We start from the raw sequence: 21,614 nt of genomic DNA on the forward strand, positions 1-21,614 counted from the left end.
TAAGTAAATGGAGATTGTCCATTAAATAGGTAAGACTAAAGGATGATGGGCGGCATTTTAAAATCGCTTTCCATCAATTGCTGTCGAGCCCTTGTATCATGAACCCCCATTGCATAAACCATGCCGGCTTTAATATCCAAATTTAACAGCTTCTCATTTTCTCTTCCTATCTTGCTGATTAAAGGCAGAGATAAATGTTTTTTATGCTGCTGCAAATAGCTTCTGCCTGTGCTATTCATTCCGAGGAGGCGCAGATAGGATGGGGAAAGGTGTAAGGAAATTTCCTCCTTTTTAGATCCGTTCAGAAGATGAGTAAGGATTCTTTGGATCCGGGTCCAGGTGTAGCGTTTCGTTTTCACAGCTTCCATAAAAGAACGGTAGGACTGGCACTGTTTTGCTGCATCAAGTAATCGATATTCAATCCCTTCTTCTATTTCATAATAACCTCTTAGTTCTTCGGGTGACTTAGTAAGGATCGCATGCTGAAGCAATGGCCAGTAATGCGACCAGGTATGGAATTGACCAGTTAGCTCATAATACTCAGATAACTCAGTGTAGACTGCTGGAGGCACATGGTCTTTTATGCAGGAAAGAGAGGACTCTGCAATCGTTTTTCGAATACTTGTAGCACTCGATATTTTATTTTCATGAAGAGTCGGATCGTGATAGCCTGAAGCCTGACGCTTAATTGTATACGGGAGTATGGACGGGGCATACTGCTCGATTGCCTCCATATACTGCAGGCCAAGCATATTATTCGGTTTAGATAAGTCTACCTTTTTTGATGTGCCGTCAGCTAACTCTTCATAGCTTAGTGCTACTGCTGAAGGATAACTGATTCCTTTTTTACTGTAAGACTTAATCTGACCGTCAAGAAGTTCTTTATTTTCGGTGCTCCAGGCAACAGTCTCTTTAAATGACTCCACAGAGCCGTCTTCGCTCCCAAAACAAATGGACTCACAGCCCAGAGAATGAAGGATTCTTACAGCTCCTGAGGCGAAATGCGTCGCATGCTGAACGGCTAATGAAAAAGGAAGCTCAATAACCAGATCCACGCCGGAAGTGAGTGCCATTTTTGTTCTGGCCCATTTTGAAACGAGAGCCGGTTCACCTCTTTGCAGAAATGGACCGCTCATCACGGCAATTAATACATCATGACCAGCGGCTCTGCGTGATTCTGCTGCATGCAGTAAATGCCCGTTGTGAAATGGATTGTACTCAACGATTATCCCTGTTGCTTTCATTTTACTCCCCCTGTTCACATCCTGTAACAATTTATACTTTATAGCAGGTTTCATTTAGGTTATAATAGCATTTGAAGTCGATGGGTGGAAGCATCGGTCTTTTTATTTTGAAAGTTCTCTGCAGCACGTTATAAGCAATTACCTTATCGTTTAAAACCTTTATGGCAGAAGGTTTTAATCTACATAAGTAATTATGACATGTTGTAAAGAAAAAATCTTGACATTCCTTTATTAAGGGAATATAATCAACTTTGTGCCTTGAGGTGATGACATATGAAATGGTCAATCATTCAATTACAAAAATTTCGTAACGAAGCGTTCTCTATAGACGAGACGATTGAATTAAAAGAATTGCCTGAACGGGATTCCGAGATAAGAGATGTAAGTCCTGTTCATGTGACAGGACGAGCAGATATTAGCTCGTCAAAAATTACGTTTCATTTACACATTGAAGCAGTTCTTACTCTTCCTTGTGCGAGAACGCTGGTTGATGTTCCTTATCCTGTGTCTATTGATACCACAGAAACCTTTCTACTCAATCCTTCCCATATGGAAGAAGGGCTTGAAGAAGAAATACATTTGCTTGACAGCGAAGTAGTGAATCTTGAACCTATTATTGAGGAAATTCTTATTCTTCAAGTTCCATTGCAAGTGTTTAGCGACAAAGCGATGGAAGACGAAGGCATGCTGAACGGCAAAGGCTGGGAAGTAGTGTCTGAGGAAGAGCTTGAACGTGAAAGAGAAACGGAACAAAATGAACAGCCTAAAACGGATCCACGTTTAGCTGATCTTGCGAAATTTTTCGACGAAAACAAAAATACGTAAAACATGAACCTTCTTAAGAACGTTCATTTTACAATCACTCTCTATAAGGAGGTGGGAAACATGGCGGTACCATTTAGAAGAACATCGAAAACTGCAAAGAGAAAGCGTCGTACGCATTTGAAATTGTCAGTGCCAGGTATGGTAGAATGCTCTAACTGCGGAGAAATGAAGCTTTCTCACCGCGTGTGTAAAGCGTGCGGACAATATAAGGGCAAGGAAATCGTTAACAAATAATTGAGCTGATATCAGTTCGTATAAAAAACCTGTATGAGAGGCCATGGCTCTTGTACGGGTTTTTTATTGTCTGAATAAATCTTTTTGAACATTAGCGAAAACGAAAGAATGATTGACAATTTATTCTTCTAAAAAGATCCTCTGCTGTCATTTACCCTATCAACCTTTTGTCAGGGTTATATCTTTAAATTCTGCATGGTACAATCGTACAGATCATGAAAAAAGGGGGAGTGAAGAGTTGGTATACAAGATCGAAAAGCGAGAATCGGTATTAATTTTCACTATCAATCGTCCGGATAAAAAAAATGCAATTAATTATGAAGTAATGGACGGACTGAGTAAAGCGATTGAGCAATCGACAGCTGATGATGCAATCAAGGCTCTTGTGATAACAGGCAGCGGCAGTGATGCATTTTGCTCAGGTGGAGACCTTCAGGCATTCCATGCATTAAAAACCGCAGAAGAAGCGCATAGCATGCTATCTAAAATGGGGGAGATCTTATACGAATTATCAACTCTTTCAAAAATAACGGTTGCGCTGCTGAATGGAACAGCCGTCGGAGGAGGGTGTGAGATTGCAGCAGCGTGTGATTTTCGAATTGCCTATCCAAAGATCAAAATGGGATTTGTTCAAGCAAACCTGTCGATTACCACAGGATGGGGAGGCGGTACGCTTCTTTATGAACGGATTCAGCCTGCTGACGCTTTACACATATTGACTGCCGCTGATTTTTACAGTGCCGAAGAGCTGTTTGAAAAGCGGTTTATAGACTTCATCGTGCAGGAAAGAACGCTCGAAGAAGCCATGAATCTGCTGCAGCCTATCTTATTGAAAAATGTCCATGTTTTGTCAGCTTATAAAAAAATGATGACTGAAAAATGGAAAAAAGGAGACTTGCATGAACGGATGAAAATGGAAATCCAAGCATGTTCAGTACTCTGGGGAAAAGAGTCTCATCATGAAGCAGTCGAAAGATTCTTAAACTCTTCCTCTCGTAAAAACACGAAATCTTAAAATTTCGTGTTTTTTTGTGTCTATTTCCTATTGTTCTTGCATAGACTAAAAGTAGATTCAATATTACTAGGGGGTTAAAGAGATGACAAAGCTTAGACAAGATGGCTGGACAGAAGAAGAAGACAGATGGCTTGAGGATGCAGTGCTGTCTCATATTCGCAACGGAAGCACTCAATTAAGAGCATTTGAAGAGATTGCCCAAAAAGTGAACCGTACACCGGCAGCTTGCGGATTTAGATGGAATTCTTGTCTGCGAAAAGAATGCCAGCAGCAAATTGATCAGGCGAAAAAAGAAAGATATGCAAGCCGAAAAGCTGCAACGCCCGCTGCACCTGCAGCTGCTGTGAAAACATCTTTGAATTGGTCTGCTGAAGAAATGACAAGTCAGCTTGCAAATTGGATCGAGCGAATTTCTTCCCACGACCATACTGTAGACTGGAAAGAGAAATACTATAAAGCAGAGCAATCCCTTGAAAATGCAACGAGAGAAAAAGAAAAACTAGAAATGAAGATTCAGGGTCTAGAAGAGGATTATCGGGCTCTGCTCTACCTTATAGAAAAAGCAAGAAAGCTTGGTGTGGAAGAAGGAAAAGAAGAAGCATATGAGGCTCCTGTATTTAAAATGGAGCCGAATGGGAACTTGTTCAGATTGAATCGGAATCCGACAAGAACAGAACAAAATGAGGCAGTTGACTTATAAAAATAGATGAGAATAAAAACCCGTATGGAGCCGCCTGAAGCTCCATACGGGTTTTTAAACTATTTTCATCTGTACCATTCTACTAAATAAGCTGATTAATGCTTTTGTTCCGTAACCCCTTCAGGATACCAGACTAGCGGGTTTTCACCACGGTCGCGCTCCATATCGTAGGTTACTTTTTCAAACCCCATCTTCTGCCAAAAGTCGTGAGATTGAACTCTGGGATTCGTTTTGATAGGAAGACCAAAGCTTTTGGCGAATTCCACCATCTGTGCCCCATACCCCTTTTTTTGATATTCCGGCAGCACTTCAAGCTTCCATAATTCCAAATAATCCTGAGCTGGTTCAAAATACAAGTCGAAGCGTGCGTCTCTGCGGTAAAGATTCATTCTGGCAATTAACTTATTGCCAAGATAAATGCCATAGAAAGGAGAGTCGCTGTCATTTTCCACCATATTTGATTCCAATTCATCTTTCATCGAAAGCTCCTGCAGGCCGACTTCTCTAAATTTATTAAATTCTTCCAGTGTTTTGTAATTTATACGCAAATGCTCAACTTTAAATGCCATGCACGAACACCCCTTAAAAGCTTTTGTGCTAAAAGTACTCTTCGCAAACTTAGCGAAAGAAACATTTTTAGCAGTATTTTTCTTTATTATATAACAACGAAACAAAAAATTCTGCACATTTGAATAGAAAGCGTTTACAATAAGAGGAGAACTTGCTGTAATAGAAGAGTGGATGATTTTATGTTTAATAGAAAGGGGCAGTCAATGATGAAAAAAATATTGATCGCAAACAGGGGAGAAATTGCTCTGCGCATTATTCGCACGTGCAAAAAAATGAATATTGAAACGATTGCCGTTTATTCTGAAGCAGATGCAGACCTGCCGTTTGTTAAGCAGGCAGATTATTCTTTTTTAATCGGTCCTTCTCCTGTTGTTCAATCTTATTTAAAAGCACAGGATATTTTAGACATTGCGATTAAGGAAGGAGCAGATGCCATTCATCCTGGCTATGGATTATTATCTGAAAATGCTCATTTTGCTAAAATGACAGAAGAAGCTGGTATTCGCTTTATTGGACCGAGTTCTTCAATCATCGCGAGTATGGGAGATAAGATCAAAGCCAGAAAAACGATGATTGATGCGGGAGTGCCTGTTGTTCCCGGTCAGGAAAGCATGGCTGAAGATCTTGAGTCGGCGGTTAAATTCGCTGACAAGGCAGGCTATCCCGTGATGCTGAAAGCGAGCAACGGCGGGGGTGGTGTAGGAATGGTTCGTTGTAATGATGAGCAAGCGCTCACTCAGCACTTTGAAAGTACGAAAAAGCGTTCGGAATCGTACTTTGGATCAGGAGATCTCTTTATTGAGAAATACATACCAAATGCCAAGCATATAGAGGTGCAGATTTTTGGCAGTGCCGATGGAGAAATCTATCATTTATACGAAAGAAATTGTTCTATACAGCGCAGGAACCAGAAAATTATTGAAGAATCACCCTCTCCCCAGCTGACTGATACTGCACGTTCACATATTTTAAAGGCAGCTGTTCAAGCAGCTAAAGCCGTTGACTACCGAAATGCAGGTACCATTGAAATGATTGTGGACGAAAGCGAAAACGCTTATTTTCTTGAAATGAACACACGGCTTCAAGTGGAACATCCGGTAACAGAAATGATCACAGGTATTGATCTTGTAGAGTGGCAGATTGTTACTGCTCAAAATATTCCGGTTCCGATCACTGGTCAGCATCAGATTAAGGAAAATGGACATGCAGTAGAATTTCGATTGTACGCAGAGGACCCTGTGACCTTTTATCCTTCCCCGGGCGAACTTACAAAAGCAAGTTTCCCTGAAGGTGAGAATATTCGAATTGATTTCGGTTACGAACAGGGCAATAAAATAACACCCTATTATGACCCAATGATTGCAAAAATTATTATTAGCGATGAGACAAGAGAAGCATGTTTAATGAAAGCTGAAAAAGTATTAGATGAAGTATCGATTGAAGGAGTTAAATCAAATCTTCCGCTGTTTAAAACAGTACTTAATTCTGAGAGCTTCAAAAGCGGACATTATCACACACAATCACTACAACAGATGAAAAAAGGAGAGAATTAATATGAAGGAAATTCAATCATCAATGGCAGGAACAGTATTTCAAATTTTAGTGGGAGAAGGAGATTCTGTATCAAAAGGTCAAACCGTTTTAGTATTAGAATCAATGAAAATGGAGATTCCGGTTGATTCAGAACAAGACGGAACTGTAAAAGAATTAAAGGTAGCAATAGGAGATTTCGTAAATGAAGGCGACGTCTTAGCGGTATTAGCTTAAGTTTCATAAGGGGGAAATCGTATGAACAATCAAACAGAAAACCAGAGCAGATTTGAAGAAATAACACAGTCCATTAAAAAAGGCGGCCATGATAAGTATCATGAAAAGCAGGCAGCAGCCGGAAAGCTCTTTGTAAGAAAACGTCTCGAACTGCTTTTAGATGAAGGATCTCTGCAAGAAGATGGCCTTTTTGCCAACCAGACTGCAGGTGATTTACCCGCAGATGGTGTGGTGACCGGGACAGGTAAAATTGACGGAAGACCCGTATGCTTTATGGCAAATGATTCTACCGTTAAGGCGGGTTCGTGGGGAGCAAGAACGGTTGAAAAAATTATTCGCATACAGGAAACTGCCGAAAAGCTGATGATCCCTTTGCTTTACTTAGTGGATTCAGCAGGTGCCAGGATTACGGATCAGCTGGATATGTTCCCTAACCGAAGAGGAGCGGGAAGAATTTTTCATAACCAGGTGCGTTTATCGGGTTCAATCCCGCAAATCTGCTTGCTATTTGGACCATCAGCTGCAGGCGGCGCATACATTCCTGCTTTTTGTGATATTGTCATAATGGTAGATGGCAATGCGTCCATGTATCTCGGTTCACCAAGAATGGCGGAAAAAGTGATCGGGGAAAAAGTTTCACTCGAAGAAATGGGCGGTGCGCGCATGCACTGTTCAGTCAGCGGATGCGGTGATATACTGGCAGCGAACGAAGAAGAGGCAATTAAGCTTGCTCAAGATTATTTACGTTATGTTCCTTCAAATTTTAAATCTGCTGTCCCTGTTTTGGAAAAAATCAATCCATCTTCCGAAAAAAAATTATCAGAGCTGATCCCGCAAAATCAAAATGCTCCATTTAACATGTATGATGCGATTGAAACAATAGTAGATGGTGAAAGTTTTTTTGAAATTAAAGGGCTTTTTGCCCCTGAGCTTATAACAGGGTTCGGGCGGATGGACGGAAGACCTATTGGAATAATCGCGAATCAACCGAAGGTAAAAGGTGGAGTCCTTTTTGTAGACTCAGCAGATAAAGGTGCGAAATTTATTCAGTTATGTGATGCGTTCGATATTCCCTTGCTCTTTTTAGCAGATGTTCCTGGATTTATGATCGGGACGAAAGTAGAACGTGCCGGGATAATCAGACACGGAGCCAAGCTAATTGCAGCGATGAGTTCAGCTACTGTGCCAAAAATTTCTGTTGTGGTTCGAAAAGCGTACGGTGCAGGACTTTATGCCATGTCCGGACCGGCGTTTGAACCGGACTGCTGTCTCGCGCTTCCGACAGCTCAAATTGCAGTCATGGGACCTGAAGCTGCAGTAAATGCCGTCTACTCTAACAAAATCCAAGCGATTGAAGATCCGAAAGAGCGTATTGCTTACGTTCAGACAAAGCATCAGGAGTACAAGGAAGAAATTGATCTTTATAAACTTGCCTCTGAACTGATTATTGATGATATCGTCGAGCCTGATAAGTTAAGAAATGAGCTAATCAAGCGATTTGATTATTACTCGACGAAAAAAATTGCACCCGCACCTAAAAAACGTTCTGTTAATCCAGTATAATTAAGAAAAGATAAGCAAGGAACTTTACAAGCTCTTGTCGAATTATTCGTCAGAGGTGTAAAGTTCTTTTTTAATCTGTTGATTGAGATTGAGATTTAGCTGCAGGGATAATAAAAAGATTTTAATTAAAATAGTACATACTGCTATTAAAATTAAGTAAAGCTGATGAGTGCTAAACTAGTACAAAAGAAGGTGGCTATATGAAGATTACTGTAATTGGAGCAGGTGCGATCGGATTGTTATTTGCAGCAAAATTAACTCAACTCGGTCATAATGTACATCTGATTACAAGGCAAAAAGATCAAAGTGATGATCTAAAAGCGAACGGAATTGCGCTGCACGCTGATCAGAATACGAATTGGTCAGATGTAACGGCCAGCAGCTATATTGAGCGAGAGAAGGAAAGCGATTGTTACATCGTTACAGTAAAACAATATCAACTATCCTTATTGTACCCTTCACTTTCCTCGCTGCCTGTAACTGTGCCCATTATTTTTATACAGAACGGGATGTCCCATTTGAAGATGGCTGAAAACCTGCCGCATCATCACGTCTTTGTCAGCACGGTTGAACATGGAGCAGAAAGGCTTTCAAAAAATGCGGTCCTTCATAATGGTGTAGGTAAATGGAAAATTGCAGCAGTAAAGGGAAAATCCGAAGCTATTTCTTTTTTTGCAGAAAAAAGGGCTGACTCTTTTCCAATTGAATTTCATGACGATTACTATGCACTTTTAGCAGAAAAATTAGTGAAAAACACCTTAATTAATTCCCTCACAGCGTTGTTCGATGTAAAAAATGGAGAGCTGATCACCAACCCGCACCTGCATAAGCTGCTGCATTCTCTCTATGATGAAGTAATGCAGGTTTTTTTCGATCTGAGGGATTCACTTTCTTTCGACGTGATTGAATCTCTATGCAAATCAACAGCCGCAAACAGTTCTTCGATGAGAACAGATGTGAGTTTAAACAGGCCGACTGAAGTAGAGGCAATTATCGGATATACCCTTGAGAAAGGAAGAAAAATGAAGATCAAGCTGCCGCTGTTGAATTTCATCTATGACAGTATTCTTGCCATTGAATATAGAGAGGGGATCAGGCATTGACCAACGCTATTGCGTTTGTAATTTCTATTTTTATCGCTATGCCCATTCTGGTGTATATCCTGCTTTTTTCGTCTGCAAAATGGCTGACTAAAAACCATAGATATGCTGTTAACCTCGCTATTTACGGAGCCACGCCATTTGTAATTGGTTCTGTCTACTTTTTATTCCTAACGATCTGGAACGTTTCTTTGTTATGGCTTATTCTCATTTTCATGGCTTTAATTGGAATTATATTAGCCTTTTATATTTGGCAGAAAAATGATGATTTTGATTGGCATAAACTATATAGAGGGTTTTGGCGGATGAATTTTGCTTTTTTCTTAATGATCTACAGTTTCCTGCTTGCTTTTGGAATACTCTACAGTGTTATCAGGTCTATTAGTTAAGCTGCTTGATTAGCAAAGGATTGAATCTGAATACACCATGTTATCACTTCAAAGATAAATAGCTGGATTCTTGAGTTCCTTATCTTGAAGCATCTTCTTTCGTATTTAAGACCCCAGATGCTATAATCTTTAATGAGAATGTCCGAAAAAGGGGTTTTAAGCTATGCTATTGGAAAACATACCGCTTCCTGCCATTCAACCGTTTGCCTCACATTACTTGAATCAGGACAAAAAAGTCCTGTCTAATTTTCACTATGGGTACAACGGTCAGGAGGCTTATAATAAACGGTTAAAAGAATTGCAGGAACGCTCGTTTCAACGGGCAGATCTTGCTGACTGTATAGAAGCATATATGAAACCATTGCCATCGAGCCCTGCTGTACAACAATCGATTGCTGATTTACGTTCGGATGGTGTGGTGGTCATTGGAGGCCAGCAGGCAGGGTTATTAACCGGCCCGCTTTATGCCATACATAAAGTTATTTCCATTATACAATTAGCGAAAGAGCAGTCTCAAAGCTTGAGTGTCCCTGTTATACCGGTTTTTTGGATTGCCGGAGAAGACCACGATTTTATGGAGATCAATCACGTATATGTAGAAAGAGATGGTCAACTAAATAAGAAAGGGTACGCTGAACGGGTGCTCGATAAAAGAATGGCATCTGATACATCCTTTGAAAAATCCTCCATGAAAAAATGGGTCAGATCGATTCTGAGAGATTTTGGCGAAACATCTCATACCTCAGTGCTTATTGAAATGCTGGATGGTGCAATTGAAGAATCAGCTTCGATAACTGATTTGTTTGCCTTTATTATAATGGATCTATTTAAAGAAGAAGGTTTGCTTGTCATAGATTCAGCTGATAAGGAACTGAGAAAAATTGAACAGCCCTTTTTTAAAAGACTGCTGGATCAAAGTGAAAAGATAACTTCATCTGTCTTCGAACAGCAGGAATTGCTAATGGAAGATGGCTTCCATTCATTAATCGAGATTGAAAAAAATGCTGTGAATTTATTTATGACAATAAATGGTGAGCGGATATTGCTTTTCAAAACGCCTGATGGCTATCAAGACAAAAATGGAAGCAATAAGTTTGGACATAAAGTGCTTGAAGAGTTGATTGATCAGTCGCCTCATCTATTCAGCAATAATGTAGTGACCCGGCCTCTTATGCAAGAGTGGCTCTTTCCTTCACTCTCTTTTATCGCAGGGCCCGGAGAAATCGCCTATTGGGCGGAGCTAAAACGTGCTTTTGAACAACTCGATCTGACAATGCCTCCGATTATGCCCAGACTGAATATCACGATTGTTGAGCGGGATATTCAACAGAAACTGACTGATCTAAACCTTTCAATCCATTCCGTATTAAAGACCGGTGTAAAAAAAGAGAAGGATCAGTTTTGGTCAAGCGTTAAAGATGAAGCAATGGAAGAATATATCGAAGAAACACAAAAACTGATTGATGATCAATATAGTAAGATGAAGCAAAAAGCAGAAGACCTTCATCCTGGACTGCCTGCTATTGTAGAAAAAAACTTAGCCATACATGAAAAGCAATTAGCCTATTTAAAAAGAAAAACAAATGACTATTTGTCTTTTAAGCATCATGTTGAGCTGACAAAATACGATCAGGTTGAATCAAGACTTATTCCAGAGGACGGACCTCAAGAGCGAATATGGAATGTTTTTTACTTTTTAAACAAATACGGTATTGATTTTGCCTCTGAATTAGTAAAGCTGAATTTTAAATTTGACCATGATCACAAGGTAATATTTGTATGATAAAAAACGGGTGCAGTTCCTTATAAATGGAACTGCACCCGTTTTTTATTTAACTATTCACACCAAAGTTTAGTCAAAAGTCTTGCTGAATGAAAAAAAACCGCTGCTTTATGGTTGATAAAGAAACTTCTTCCTTTACACTATTCTAATAATTCAGAAATATAAAAAATAATTTTTATAATCGCCTCTATTTCCTAGATTACAGTTATGTTAGAATGTAAAGAAAGAAGTGGTACGAAGTGGGGGACTGTGGTACATTTAGGTGGAGAGGTGGGAAAGACGCATGTTCATGGGAGAATATCAACATAATATTGATACGAAGGGCAGAATTATTGTTCCTGCGAAACACCGTGAATATGTTGAAGATGTTTTCGTTATTACACGAGGACTTGATCAATGTCTTTTCGGTTATCCTATGAATGAATGGCGCCGTCTCGAAGAAAAAGTACGTTCCCTTCCTGTAACAAAAAAGGATGCCCGTGCGTTTGCGAGGTTTTTCTTTTCTGGAGCTGTAGAATGTGAAATCGATAAGCAGGGTCGTATAAACCTGCCTAAAAATTTACTTGATTATGCGAAAATCGAAAAAGAATGTATGATCCTTGGAGTGTCAAGCCGAATTGAAATTTGGGGAAAATCCATTTGGGATACGTATTTAGATGAGCAAGAGGACTCTTTTGCAGAGATTGCAGAGAACCTGATTGATTTTGATTTATAAATGTAAAGAAATATTGAGGTGACCCCAAAATGTTCGATCACACAACTGTATTGTTAAAAGAAACGGTGGACGGTCTGGATGTAAAACCTGATGGAGTTTATGTGGACTGTACACTTGGCGGAGCTGGACACAGTGAATATCTTTTGTCCAAACTGTCAGAACAAGGACGATTATATTGTTTTGATCAGGACCAAACCGCTATCGAAAGCGCTCGAAAACGACTTGAGCCATATGCCGGTCAAGTTACCTTCATTAAAGCCAACTTCCGCTTTTTAAAAGAGGAATTAGCCCTGTTAGATGTATATGAAGTAGATGGAATTTTATATGATCTTGGCGTTTCTTCACCTCAGCTCGATACTCCTGAAAGAGGTTTCAGCTATCATAATGATGCCCCGCTGGATATGAGGATGGATCAGTCGGCTCCTTTAACAGCTAAAATTGTTGTTAATGAATGGAAATTTGAAGATTTGGTTAGAATTTTTTACCGGTATGGAGAAGAGAAATTTTCCAAGCAAATTGCCCGTAAAATCGAAGCTGCCAGAGAAGTAAAAGAGATAGAAACGACTGGTGAATTAGTTGAACTAATAAAAGATGGCATCCCTGCACCTGCCAGACGTAAAGGCGGACACCCCGCAAAACGGGTTTTTCAGGCGATCAGAATTGCTGTAAATGACGAATTAGGTGTTGTTGAGGAATCGTTGGAACAGGCGATGGAGATCATCAAACCGGGTGGCCGCATCAGTGTCATCACATTTCATTCACTAGAAGACAGAATCTGTAAAACAATGTTTAAAAAAGCTTCACAGGGCCCTGAACTGCCGCACGGATTTCCTGTTATTCCGGAAGAATATAAACCAATGCTTAAATTAATTACCCGTAAACCAATCGTTGCAGGGACAGAGGAACTTGAGGTAAATAATCGGTCTAGGTCAGCCAAGCTTAGAATCGTAGAGAAAAACACATAATAAAAATTTTTGATGGGGGGAATTAGAGTGGCAAATACTGCGAGACAGTACAAAGAGTATCAAACAGCTGAACAAGTTAAAAAAGTTAGAGTAGTGAAGCAGAGAACTTCTTCTTTTACATTGGGTGAAAAAGTCATTGCGATGGTTTTTGTTGCATTTGTAAGTATCGCCAGTCTGCACATCATAACTGCACAAGCGGAAATATATAATACCAACAAAGAAATTCAAACCCTCGAAACCACGATCGTAAGCCAGCAGAATATTAATGACGACCTGTCCATACAAATCAGTCAAATGAGTACATATGAGAGGGTCTGGGAAAAGGCAAAAGAGCTTGGACTGACACTTGATGAATCAAATGTGAAAGTAGTTCAGCAGCCATGAACACTGCGTTAAAAATGATAAAAAAAAATTGGGGCGCCTACCTGTTATTTTTGGTATTTGGTGCTCTCTTTTTTATTTTACTTACTAGGTTCCTAACTCTTCAGATTACTGGTGAAGCAGAAGGTCGTGATTTAGCTGCGCAGGCAGAGGCGCAATATGCGAGAGAACGCACACTCGAGGCGGAAAGAGGCAAAATAGTAGACAGGAATGGAGAAGTAATTGCAGAAGACACATCTGCTTACAAAATTGTTGCTGTATTAAATGAAGAAATGAAGACAAGTGCAGGAGATCCAAATTATGTGGCTGATCCTGAAAAAACCGCCCGCATATTGTCAGAGCATCTATCAATAGAAGAAGCGGAAATTCTTGAAACGCTTGAACAAGGGATTGAAAATGAACGTTTTCAAGTAGAGTTCGGTGCTGAAGGAAAAGACATTCCGTTAGAAATAAAAAGTGCGCTTGAAGAGCTTGAACTGCCTGGAATATTCTTTTTAGAAGATTTGAAAAGATTTTATCCTAATGGCATATTTTCATCACATTTGATCGGATTTGCAAGACCTGAAGAACAAGAAGACGGAACGGTCGATGCCGTCGGCCAAATGGGGATAGAAAAAAATCTGAATGAATACCTGCAAGGCGAAAATGGGAAAATGGAATATGAAGTAGACGCCAGAGAATTCTTCCTTCCTTCTGGTGAAGAAACGATCCAAAAAGCAGAAGACGGTAACGATGTCTACTTAACACTTGATAAAAAAGTTCAGACATTTTTAGAAGATGCGATGAGTCAGGTGGCAGAAGAGTACAGCCCTGAGAAAATGTATGGAATTGTTGCGGATCCAAAAACAGGCGAAATTCTTGCAATGAGTCAGCGTCCAACATTTGATCCAGATTCAAGAGAAGGTCTGTCAGATAATTGGTATAACCAAATAGTTGAAAGCACCTTTGAACCTGGGTCTACATTTAAGGCTTTTTCTCTTGCAGCCGCTGTGGAAGAAGACAAGTTTAACCCTAATGCCACTTATCAGTCAGGTACCTATGATGTGCTAGGAACGCAAATCGGAGATCATAACAATGGAGCTGGCTGGGGAGAAATCAGCTACCTTGAGGGTGTACAGCGTTCATCTAATGTTGCATTTGCCAAGCTTCTTGAATTGATGGGAGAGGACCGTTATGAAAACTATCTCGAAGCCTTTGGTTTCGGATCTCCCACAGGCATTGATTTGCCGAATGAAGCAGCAGGAAATATTCTTTATAACTGGCCGATAGAAAAAGTGACGACTGTCTTTGGTCAGGGGACCACAGTGACGCCCCTGCAAATGATTCAGGCGCAAACAGCTATTGCGAACGATGGAAAAATGATGAAACCATTTGTGATTTCTAAAATTGTGGATCCAAACACAAAAAAGACGGTCCATCAAGGAGAGCCTGAGGTGTCCGGCGAACCGATTTCATCCCAAACGGCTGCAAAGGTAAGAGAATACCTTGCCACCACGGTAACGTCAGAAGACGGGACAGGTCAGCCATTTAAAATTCCCGGCTACGAAGTATCCGGCAAATCCGGCACCGCTCAAATACCGGATTCTACAACGGGGAAGTATATGCAGGGAAGAGAAAATTATCTGTTTTCATTTATGGGCATGGCGCCTGCAGATGATCCGGAATTAATTGTCTATGTGGCTATACAGCAGCCATCCCTAGGTGATACTGAGATTGGTTCAGATCCCGTTTCTAAAGTGTTTAATCCTGTTATGATGAACAGCTTGAAGTATCTAAATATTGAACCGGCCGAAGCGCCTACGGCTAAAGCTGTGCCTATTAAAGAATATGAAGGTGAAAACGCTGAAAAAGTTCAAAAAGATTTGGTAAAACAAGGGATTGATACGGTTATACTGGGTAATGGTAAAACGATTATTGGCCAGTCTTCATCAGATACTTCTTTGCTTGCAGGAGAGAAATTTATTCTGTTGACAGATGGTGAGTTAACCATACCTGATGTAAGCGGGTGGTCTGTAAGAGATGTCATTAAAATGGCCAGTCTCGCTAAATTAGAGCTCAGCACAGCCGGCTCAGGCTATGCTAAAAAACAAAGCATTAAGCCTGATACACCAATCTCCGAAGATGAGCCGTTAATTGTTTCCTTCGGAACAAATCAGCCGCAGCAAAATGAGGAATCTACAGAAGAAGATCTTATTCAGGATTAAACAAAAGCCTTGACTTGACGGGAAACCGTTTGGTCAAGGCTTTTTTGTCATTACTTTCTAATGCATTCATATACATGAAGTATTACGAAGATGGAGGATTGTGCTCCTTGAAAAAAATAACAAATAGAACTGTAAGGAAAAGACTTGCGCTGGCTCTTCTGCTCTTTTTAGCAGGTATCGTTATTTTAACAGGACGTATGTTTATTGTTCAGTTTATCTCCCACGATACGCTTTTATCAAAAGCACTAAGCAGCTGGAGCAGAGAGCTTCCAATGGAAGCAGAGCGCGGGTTGATTTACGACAGGAATGGCGAGCCGATCGTATCAAACAAACTGGCACCGAGCTTATTTATTATTCCGAGGCAAATAGAAGACCGGAAAGCAGCAGCAGAAATGCTTGCTGAAATACTGGACATGCCGCTTGAAAAAGCAACAGCGTTCGTAGAAAGAAAAGGATCAATGGAAAAACTTCATCCAGAAGGAAGAAAGTTATCATTTGATCAGGTCAGAAAAATAGAAGAGGCTGAATTAAAAGGTGTTTATATTGCAGATGACTTTGAGAGGCAATATCCCAATGGGCGTTCTCTTGCCCATGTGCTTGGCTTTATAGGTGTGGACAACCAGGGTTTATCAGGACTTGAACTAATGCACGATAAAATGCTGAATGGGGAAAAAGGGGCAATTGAACTTTACACCGATGCTAAAGGAAGAGATATGGAAGATATGAGTGCAAACTATAATCAGCCTGAAAAAGGAAATGACCTCTATTTAACGATTGATCAAAATGTTCAATCAATCCTGGAAAGGGAATTAACAAATGCTCAAATTCAATATGATCCCGATCAAATGCTAGCTGTCGCAATGAATCCCAAGACAGGAGAGATATTGGGTATGGCGAGCAGACCGGATTTTCATCCTTTGACCTATCAGGAAGTTAACCCTGATATTTATAATCGGATCCTTCCTGTATGGAGTACGTATGAGCCAGGCTCAACATTTAAAATTATCACGCTTGCGGCAGCGTTAGAAGAAGGAAAGGTTGACCTTGAAAAAGAGCAATTCTATGACTCAGGCTCTGTAGAAATTGCAGGCACTCATCTGCATTGCTGGAAGAGAGAAGGACATGGTCAGCAAACTTTCTTGGAGGTTGTTCAAAATTCATGCAATCCGGGCTTTATAGAATTAGGTAATCGGCTTGGGAAAGAAAAACTCTTTGAATATATTCATAATTTTGGCTTTGGTGATAAAACAGGCGTTGATTTACAGGGAGAAGCGAGTGGAATTCTTTTTGCATTAGACAACGTAGGTCCCTTGGAACTTGCCACTACTGCATTTGGGCAAGGGGTGTCTGTAACGCCGATTCAACAGATTACAGCGGTGTCTGCAGCCATTAACGGGGGACATTTGCCAACGCCACACATTGCAAAAAAATGGGTGGATGGGGAAACGGGAGAGGTAATTAAGGAAATAGAACCGGAAATTAAAAGACAGGTAATCTCAGAGGAAACATCGAAAAAAGTCAGAGAAGCGCTTGAAACAGTCGTCGCTCAAGGTACAGGTCGCGGGGCATATGTGGAGAATTACAGAGTTGGAGGAAAAACGGGAACTGCTCAAAAAGTTAAAGATGGAAGATACATGGATGATAGCTACATCGTATCCTTTATCGGATTTGCTCCGAGTGATGACCCGGAATTAATCGTTTATCTTGCAATTGATCATCCGAAAAATACAGTTCAATTCGGTGGAGTTGTAGCAGCACCCATTGTCGGAAATATACTTGAAGACGGTTTAAGAACACTCGGGGTAGAACCAAGAAAAACGCAAGTTGAAAAAGCGGTGCGATGGCTTGATCCTATTACGTATAAAGTACCTGATTTGATCGGTGTTACCACAAAGGAGTTGAAAGAGATGCTTCTTCCTTTAAAACTTGAGGTGGAGGGAGACGGCAAAAAAGTTATCGAACAATCTCCTAAGCCAAATGTCACGGTCAATGAGGGCTCTACTGTACGGGTAATGATGGGGGATGGGGAATAACTTTCATGGAAAGCACATAAAAAGTAAGTTACAATAAAATCATGTGTTTGTATCGGAGTTAGGAGTTGAAAAAATGAGACTTTCAGAGCTGGTTAGCTGCCTTCCGTTTTATGAGATGAAAGGACCAAACTGTAATCCTGAAATCCAGGCCATTTCTCATCATCACAAAAATGTAAAAAAAGGGACGCTCTTTATTGCAATGAAAGGAGAGCATCGGGATGGAAAGGATTTTATCCAGCAGGCAGTTTTAAATGGAGCTTCTGCAGTTATTTGCGATCTGGACATGACACTTTCCATTCCCCTCGTACAAGTGAGAAATCCTCGCCATGCTCTGGCTCAAATTGTGAATTTATTTTACGGCTACCCAAGTTTCAAGATGAATGTAATTGGGGTGACTGGGACCAATGGCAAGACTACAGTATCTCATATGATTCAATCTATCATTGAAACGTCAGGTGAGCACACCGGTGTCATTGGAACACTATATATGAAGCAGGGGGCAGAATCGAAAATCTCTGTCAATACTACCCCGGATAGTCTGCTGCTTCAACAAACGTTAAGTGGATTTTTAGAGAACAAGGTGACCACCTCTGTTATTGAAGTGTCCTCTCACGGGCTGGCACAAGGAAGATTGTTTGGATGTGATATAGACATCGCTGTATTTACTAATTTAACTCAGGACCACCTGGACTATCATGGATCAATGGATCATTATCGATGGTCAAAAAGTCTTTTGTTTTCACAGCTGGGTCATCAGCACTATAATGGGTTCCCGAAATTTGCAATCGTCAATGATGATGATCCTTTTTCAGAAATGATCCGACAGGCTACGTCTGCTCATATTATTTCGTACGGTCTGCATGCACGCTCGGACGTTTACGCAAGCAACATACGGTATGGTAGGCACTCTACATCCTTTACAGCCCATACTCCGGTTGAGAATAAAGCCATTACGATCCCAATGGTAGGAGTTTTTAATATCTATAATGCACTGGCCGCAATAGCAGCCACTTTTGTCAAGAGGATCCCTTTGTCTCTTATTGCAGAAGGGCTAGAGCGAATGCAGAGTGTGCCGGGAAGATTTGAAATTGTAAAAGCAAAACAGCCCTATACGGTCATTGTTGATTATGCCCACACACCTGACAGTCTTGAAAATGTACTCCAGGCAATCGTAAAAATGAAAGCCGGAAGAACGTTTGTTGTGGTTGGCTGCGGAGGGGACAGAGATCGAAGCAAGAGGCCATTAATGGCTAAAGTTGCATGCGGTTATGCTACGGATGTTATCTTCACTTCAGACAACCCGCGCTCTGAATCACCTCTAGACATTATTAGAGACATGGAGGAGGGGGTTGCAGGTCAAAATTATACGGTGATTCCTGATCGTAAAGAGGCAATTGCCTATGCAATCAGCCACGCATCTGACGATGATATTATCCTGATTGCGGGGAAAGGACATGAGAAAGTTCAGATAGTAGGAGAAACCCTGATCCCATTTGATGACAAACAAGTCGCCTATGAATTAATCATGGGTTCTACTCAATAAATAATGCCAAGAGATGAAGTACTCTTCAATGATTTTCCTTTAAACGAAGTGATGCCACTTGGTAAAGGAAAACTTGATGGGTGCTTTTTATTATCTTAAAATAAATAGTAGAGAAAAAAATCTTTACGTCCGGGCATTTCACTACTATGATAATATGGGGAGTTCTGATCATACGAATTGGATCAGAACATGGTAAACTATCCATAAATCTATACATAGGTTTTGAATTTGTTAGGAGGATCAAGCATGTCAATTTGGGCAATATTTGCTGCTATGTTTGGAGCGTTTTTCGTCACAGTAGCAGTGTCACCACTATTTATTCCTTATTTAAGAAGATTAAAATTTGGTCAAAGCATTCGTGAAGAAGGACCCGAATCTCATCAGAAGAAATCCGGAACCCCCACTATGGGCGGAATCATTATACTCTTTTCAATTTTAGTTACGTCGCTTGCTGTCGGAGTTGTATGGGATGTACTTAACGTAACAATGTTCCTATTATTAATGGTCACGATCACATTTGGAATTTTAGGATTTCTTGACGATTACATTAAAGTAGTTATGAAAAGAAATCTTGGTCTTACTTCATTGCAAAAATTAATTGGGCAGATCATTATAGCCATAATTTTTTATATGATTTTTCAAGCCAACGGATTTTCATCAGTCATCAACATCCCGTTGACAACAGTTGAATTTAATTTAGGCATTATTTATGTTGGGTTTGTCATCTTCTGGCTTGTAGGGTTTTCTAATGCAGTGAACCTGACTGATGGTCTTGATGGGTTAGTTTCAGGCACGGCTGCTATTGCTTTTAGTGCTTTTGCCATTATAGCGTGGCAGCAGGAGCAGCTTGCACTAACAGTTTTCTGTATGACAGTCGTAGGAGCTGTGCTCGGGTTTCTTGTGTTTAACGCCCACCCTGCTAAAGTGTTTATGGGAGATACAGGATCATTGGCCCTAGGGGGTGCAATAGGAACCGTTTCTTTAATTGCCAAACAGGAAGTTCTTCTTCTTTTAATTGGTTTAGTTTTCGTTCTCGAAACATTGTCAGTGATTATGCAGGTAACATCTTTTAAACTGACAGGGAAACGGATCTTTAAAATGAGCCCTCTGCATCACCATTTTGAACTGTCAGGCTGGTCGGAATGGAAAGTCGTTACAGTTTTCTGGACTGTAGCGCTCGCTGTGGGAATACTAGGTGTATGGATGGGAGTGTCAGGCTGATGAAACGCATTCAGATGTATCGAAATAAAAAAGTATTAGTAGTCGGTCTTGCTAAGAGCGGAGTGGCAGCATCATTACTGCTTCATCGTCTCGGAGCATTTGTGACAGTAAATGACTGGAAACCTTTATCGGAAAATAAGGAGGCACAATCTTTATTGGATGAAGGAATTAAGGTCGTATGCGGCAGCCATCCGGTTGAATTACTTGATGAGGGATTTGAATTAATCGTTAAAAATCCAGGCATCCCGTATACCAACGAGTTGATTAAAGGTGCAATAGAAAAAGGCCTGCCCGTTATTACAGAGGTGGAACTTGCTTATGAGATTAGTGAAGCCAAGATGATCGGTATTACGGGCACAAATGGGAAAACAACGACGACGACACTTGTGCATCATATGCTTGAAGCGGAAAAGAAACGTGTCTATATGGCTGGAAACATTGGAACTGTCGCCTGTGAAGTCGCTCAGGAAGCAGGAGAAGACGACACGATGGTGGTGGAGCTTTCCTCATTCCAGCTGATGGGTATTCAAACGTTTAAGCCTTCTATTGCGATTATTACGAATGTGTATGAAGCGCATTTGGATTATCATTCTTCGCTACATGAGTATGCTCATGCAAAAGCGGCAATCACCCGCAATCAAACGGAGGAAGACTTTTTAATTGTAAATGCAGATCAGCCGGAACTAATGGACCTGATCAGTCATTCAAAAGCGCAGCAGCTGCCATTTTCCACGAAGAAAATAGTTAAAGACGGATTATATGTAATGGACGACAGCATTTACTTCAGAAATGAGTTGATCATTTCTTTGTCTGATATTGTTCTGCCTGGCGCTCATAACCTTGAAAATATCTTATGTGCAATCGGCGCAGCAAAACTCTCAGGGGCCGGTAATCAGGCGATATATGAAGTACTTACTACCTTTACAGGTGTTCGCCATCGAACACAGTTTGTCAGAGAATGGAATGGAGTAAAATTTTACAACGATTCTAAAGCCACCAATTCATTAGCAACCAAAAGTGCATTAGACGCGTTTAGTGCTCCAACTATTCTTTTATGCGGCGGCTTGGATCGCGGCAATGATTTTGATGATCTCCTGCCATTTCTTTCGAATGTTAAGGCAATGGTTGCTTTTGGCCAAACGAGTGAAAAAATGCTGGCACTCGGTAAGAAAGCAGGAATTAAAGAGCTTTGGTCTGTTAGCGGTGTAGAAGAAAGTGTGGGTAAAGCAGCCGAAATTTCCCGTTCCGGTGATATTGTTTTACTTTCTCCAGCGTGTGCCAGCTGGGATCAGCACCCAACCTTTGAAGTAAGAGGAGACATATTTATTAACCGCGTGAATATGCTTTAATAGGGCGTTTACC

20 protein-coding genes are annotated in these 21,614 nt (G+C 40.6%); 18 read left to right on the plus strand and 2 right to left on the minus strand.

All coding sequences use genetic code 11. From position 1 onward, the window contains the following. Positions 1-35: 35 nt before the first annotated feature. Positions 36-1,244, minus strand: a complete 1,209-nt coding sequence (locus tag KR50_RS08440) for a nucleotidyltransferase (protein ID WP_041057272.1) — start codon at positions 1,242-1,244, stop codon at positions 36-38. 273 nt (positions 1,245-1,517) lie between these two features. Here KR50_RS08440 and KR50_RS08445 point away from each other — a divergent pair, with 273 nt between their 5' ends. The 4 genes from KR50_RS08445 (at position 1,518) to KR50_RS08460 (ending at position 4,018) form a co-directional block, all read left to right on the plus strand. Next, complete coding sequence (locus tag KR50_RS08445; protein WP_041057274.1) at positions 1,518-2,069, plus strand: YceD family protein; 552 nt, start codon at positions 1,518-1,520, stop codon at positions 2,067-2,069. Between the two features lie 60 nt (positions 2,070-2,129). Continuing rightward, positions 2,130-2,303 (plus strand): 50S ribosomal protein L32, encoded by a 174-nt coding sequence (gene rpmF / locus KR50_RS08450; RefSeq protein WP_041057276.1) that lies wholly within the window; start codon positions 2,130-2,132, stop codon positions 2,301-2,303. A 238-nt stretch (positions 2,304-2,541) separates the two neighbouring features. Next, positions 2,542-3,318, plus strand: coding sequence for an enoyl-CoA hydratase/isomerase family protein (locus tag KR50_RS08455; RefSeq protein ID WP_041057278.1), 777 nt, complete (start codon positions 2,542-2,544; stop codon positions 3,316-3,318). 82 nt (positions 3,319-3,400) lie between these two features. Continuing rightward, the gene (locus KR50_RS08460; RefSeq protein ID WP_052476907.1) at positions 3,401-4,018 is read left to right on the plus strand and encodes an RsfA family transcriptional regulator; all 618 of its coding nucleotides are present in this window, start codon (positions 3,401-3,403) and stop codon (positions 4,016-4,018) included. Positions 4,019-4,113: 95 nt separating this feature from the next. Here KR50_RS08460 and KR50_RS08465 read toward each other — a convergent pair whose 3' ends face one another. Further along, complete coding sequence (locus KR50_RS08465) at positions 4,114-4,587, minus strand: N-acetyltransferase (protein ID WP_041057279.1); 474 nt, start codon at positions 4,585-4,587, stop codon at positions 4,114-4,116. A gap of 207 nt (positions 4,588-4,794) precedes the next feature. Here KR50_RS08465 and KR50_RS08470 point away from each other — a divergent pair, with 207 nt between their 5' ends. From KR50_RS08470 to murD, 14 genes are all read left to right on the plus strand, one after another. Beyond that, positions 4,795-6,141: an acetyl-CoA carboxylase biotin carboxylase subunit gene (locus KR50_RS08470; RefSeq protein WP_041058166.1), complete on the plus strand. Its 1,347-nt coding sequence runs from the start codon at positions 4,795-4,797 to the stop codon at positions 6,139-6,141. A 1-nt stretch (position 6,142) separates the two neighbouring features. Then, entirely contained in the window at positions 6,143-6,355 is a 213-nt protein-coding gene (locus tag KR50_RS08475) for an acetyl-CoA carboxylase biotin carboxyl carrier protein subunit (protein ID WP_041057281.1), read from the plus strand. Between the two features lie 21 nt (positions 6,356-6,376). Further along, on the plus strand, positions 6,377-7,918 hold the full coding sequence (locus KR50_RS08480) for an acyl-CoA carboxylase subunit beta (RefSeq protein ID WP_041057282.1): 1,542 nt from the start codon (positions 6,377-6,379) through the stop codon (positions 7,916-7,918). 200 nt (positions 7,919-8,118) lie between these two features. Further along, positions 8,119-9,021: a 2-dehydropantoate 2-reductase gene (locus KR50_RS08485; protein WP_041057285.1), complete on the plus strand. Its 903-nt coding sequence runs from the start codon at positions 8,119-8,121 to the stop codon at positions 9,019-9,021. Further along, on the plus strand, positions 9,018-9,407 hold the full coding sequence (locus KR50_RS08490; protein ID WP_041057287.1) for a DUF3397 domain-containing protein: 390 nt from the start codon (positions 9,018-9,020) through the stop codon (positions 9,405-9,407). The genes KR50_RS08485 and KR50_RS08490 overlap by 4 nt, the downstream gene beginning before the upstream one ends. Positions 9,408-9,570: 163 nt before the next feature. After that, on the plus strand, positions 9,571-11,190 hold the full coding sequence (gene bshC, locus KR50_RS08495) for a bacillithiol biosynthesis cysteine-adding enzyme BshC (RefSeq protein ID WP_041057289.1): 1,620 nt from the start codon (positions 9,571-9,573) through the stop codon (positions 11,188-11,190). Between the two features lie 283 nt (positions 11,191-11,473). Continuing rightward, positions 11,474-11,905: a division/cell wall cluster transcriptional repressor MraZ gene (gene mraZ, locus KR50_RS08500; protein WP_041057292.1), complete on the plus strand. Its 432-nt coding sequence runs from the start codon at positions 11,474-11,476 to the stop codon at positions 11,903-11,905. Between the two features lie 29 nt (positions 11,906-11,934). Then, entirely contained in the window at positions 11,935-12,870 is a 936-nt protein-coding gene (gene rsmH, locus KR50_RS08505) for a 16S rRNA (cytosine(1402)-N(4))-methyltransferase RsmH (RefSeq protein WP_041057295.1), read from the plus strand. A gap of 27 nt (positions 12,871-12,897) precedes the next feature. Beyond that, positions 12,898-13,254, plus strand: coding sequence for a cell division protein FtsL (gene ftsL / locus KR50_RS08510; RefSeq protein ID WP_041057297.1), 357 nt, complete (start codon positions 12,898-12,900; stop codon positions 13,252-13,254). Beyond that, positions 13,251-15,455, plus strand: coding sequence for a penicillin-binding transpeptidase domain-containing protein (locus KR50_RS08515; protein WP_232304259.1), 2,205 nt, complete (start codon positions 13,251-13,253; stop codon positions 15,453-15,455). Before ftsL ends, KR50_RS08515 begins: the two co-directional genes overlap by 4 nt. Positions 15,456-15,562: 107 nt before the next feature. Further along, positions 15,563-17,488, plus strand: a complete 1,926-nt coding sequence (locus tag KR50_RS08520) for a stage V sporulation protein D (RefSeq protein ID WP_041057300.1) — start codon at positions 15,563-15,565, stop codon at positions 17,486-17,488. A 73-nt stretch (positions 17,489-17,561) separates the two neighbouring features. Further along, a complete protein-coding gene (locus tag KR50_RS08525) occupies positions 17,562-19,031 on the plus strand; it encodes a UDP-N-acetylmuramoyl-L-alanyl-D-glutamate--2,6-diaminopimelate ligase (protein WP_041057303.1) in 1,470 nt (489 codons plus the stop codon). Positions 19,032-19,277: 246 nt separating this feature from the next. After that, positions 19,278-20,252, plus strand: coding sequence for a phospho-N-acetylmuramoyl-pentapeptide-transferase (mraY, locus tag KR50_RS08530; protein WP_041057306.1), 975 nt, complete (start codon positions 19,278-19,280; stop codon positions 20,250-20,252). Further along, a complete protein-coding gene (gene murD / locus KR50_RS08535; RefSeq protein ID WP_041057309.1) occupies positions 20,252-21,601 on the plus strand; it encodes a UDP-N-acetylmuramoyl-L-alanine--D-glutamate ligase in 1,350 nt (449 codons plus the stop codon). Before mraY ends, murD begins: the two co-directional genes overlap by 1 nt. Positions 21,602-21,614 lie beyond the last annotated feature (13 nt).

This window comes from Jeotgalibacillus campisalis (assembly GCF_000829515.1).
GTDB lineage: Bacteria > Bacillota > Bacilli > Bacillales > Jeotgalibacillaceae > Jeotgalibacillus > Jeotgalibacillus campisalis.